The organism is Microcoleus sp. A6-C6 (assembly GCF_036705955.1).
Classification (GTDB): domain Bacteria; phylum Cyanobacteriota; class Cyanobacteriia; order Cyanobacteriales; family Microcoleaceae; genus Microcoleus.
Genome location: NZ_JAUBVR010000178.1, coordinates 1 through 1,783, shown reverse-complemented (window position 1 = coordinate 1,783; position 1,783 = coordinate 1). Strand labels below are relative to the sequence as shown.

Here is a 1,783-nt window from a genome sequence, read left to right as displayed (position 1 = left end):
TGATTTGTCAGCACCTGTAAGACTTAAATTATGGTCTTATGAATCCCCGTCCCTTTAGGGCTGGGGAGTTGTCAAGTCGGTCAAGCAGCTTTAATTACTTTTTGGACAGGAGTATTTACTCTAGGTCTTCCTGCCAAGTTCCACTTTGAATGGGAAGACTAGAAAAAACTTGGTTTTATCCTGGGACATCACTTGATTTTCTTGGGATTAGGCGCGCTGTTTCTGGTAGCTAAAGCGATGTTTTTCGGCGGTTTGTACGACTCGACTATTCAGGAAGTACGCACTGTTTTGAGTCCTACTCTCGATCCGTTAGTTATCTACGCCTATCAAACTCATTTGGCCAGTGTTGACAATTTGGAAGATTTGGTGGTCACATTTAGTTTAGCTGGCTTGGCTTTTATGGCTTTTGTTTCCTGTACGTTTGCGGGATATAACACGATTATTTATCCTGTTGAATTCTACGGGAGCGATCGCCTGAGATTGACAAACGCACAATTTTTCTTGGGTATATTAGCCCTTGCCGGTCACATCTGGCACGCTTCTCGCGCCCGTTTGAATAGAAGCTGAATTCGATTAAAGTCAGAAACCAAGTTTATTTTTACTTTATTGCTGACTTAAATCTGTTTCCAATTTGTGTGTTTTTTGAGAAATTACCCTATGACTGTTGTTATTTACTGCTTCTGTATCAGTATTTTGACGCTCGTGTTTTTGTGGAGTGCTTCGCTAGCATTGCGAGAGGGATTCCAGCAACTCCGGCGTCTGCATCAAATTCCTTGTTCCAATTGCGAATTTTTTACTAATGATTACCGTCTCAAATGTACGGTGCGGCCGTGCGTTGCTTGTACTGAGGACGCGATCGGCTGTACTGACTTTGAACCGAAGACTTGTTTTGCCAATTCTTGCCAGCAACATTGCTCTAGGGTTCACAAAGATTATGCAGAAATGCCGACCAATTCTTCTGTTCCACCTTTAGCAACCGGAATGAGAAGCTAGTAAATTCCCCCTGATTCAGGGGGATGTATCACAATTATTTGGAGAAATTCGCGATGAATTTATACAGCGCTAACTCACTCAAAGTAGAACTAAACCAGAGAGGCTGCCGCCTGACTCCTCAGCGAGAAACTATTTTGAGCGTCTTTCAAACTCTGCGACAAGGTAATCATTTGAGTGCGGAAGAATTATACAATACTTTGCAAGGTCAAGGAGAACGAATTGGCTTATCTACTGTCTACAGAACGCTGCATTTATTAGCAAGAATTGGAATTTTGCGTGAATTAGAATTAGCAGAAGGACACAAGCATTACGAACTAAATTTGCCGGAATTGCACCACCACCATCACCTAGTTTGCATTCAGTGTCACAAAACCTTTGAATTTAGTGATGAATCGATTTTAAAAATAGGCAAAAAGCAAGTTGATAAAGCTGGTGTAGAACTCCTTGACTGTCAATTAACTGTGCGTGCTGTTTGTTTGGAAGCGCTGCGGGAGGGATGGCCTTCTTTGGTGCCGAGCAATTGGTTATGTCCGAGATATCATTCGGAACTTGAGGAGGAAATGAGTTGAGTTGAATGAAAGACTCTTCGGGAATTGGGAATTGGGAATTGGGAATTGGGAATTGGGAATTGGGAATTGGGAATTGGGAATTGGGAATTTTCTGTTAGTTATTATAACCCACTACTAACAAACAACTAATGACCAATGACAACTCAGGGGGAACGCATCTTATTGAACACTGTTCATCAGTGATGAGTATATTTTAAGATAAATTCACCATTGTTAGAAGC

The 1,783-nt window shown here is 41.7% G+C and carries 3 protein-coding genes; all 3 read left to right on the top strand.

All coding sequences use genetic code 11. The annotated features are described in order from the left end of the window. Nucleotides 1–192 precede the first annotated feature (192 nt). Nucleotides 193–567 carry a hypothetical protein gene (locus tag QUB52_RS29035; RefSeq protein ID WP_332975674.1) on the top strand — a complete coding sequence of 125 codons (375 nt, stop codon included), beginning with the start codon at nucleotides 193–195 and terminating at the stop codon, nucleotides 565–567. A 90-nt stretch (nucleotides 568–657) separates the two neighbouring features. Then, nucleotides 658–993 (top strand): hypothetical protein, encoded by a 336-nt coding sequence (locus QUB52_RS29030; RefSeq protein WP_265238348.1) that lies wholly within the window; start codon nucleotides 658–660, stop codon nucleotides 991–993. Nucleotides 994–1,046: 53 nt separating this feature from the next. Continuing rightward, the gene (locus tag QUB52_RS29025) at nucleotides 1,047–1,562 is read left to right on the top strand and encodes a transcriptional repressor (protein WP_265238350.1); all 516 of its coding nucleotides are present in this window, start codon (nucleotides 1,047–1,049) and stop codon (nucleotides 1,560–1,562) included. Nucleotides 1,563–1,783 lie beyond the last annotated feature (221 nt).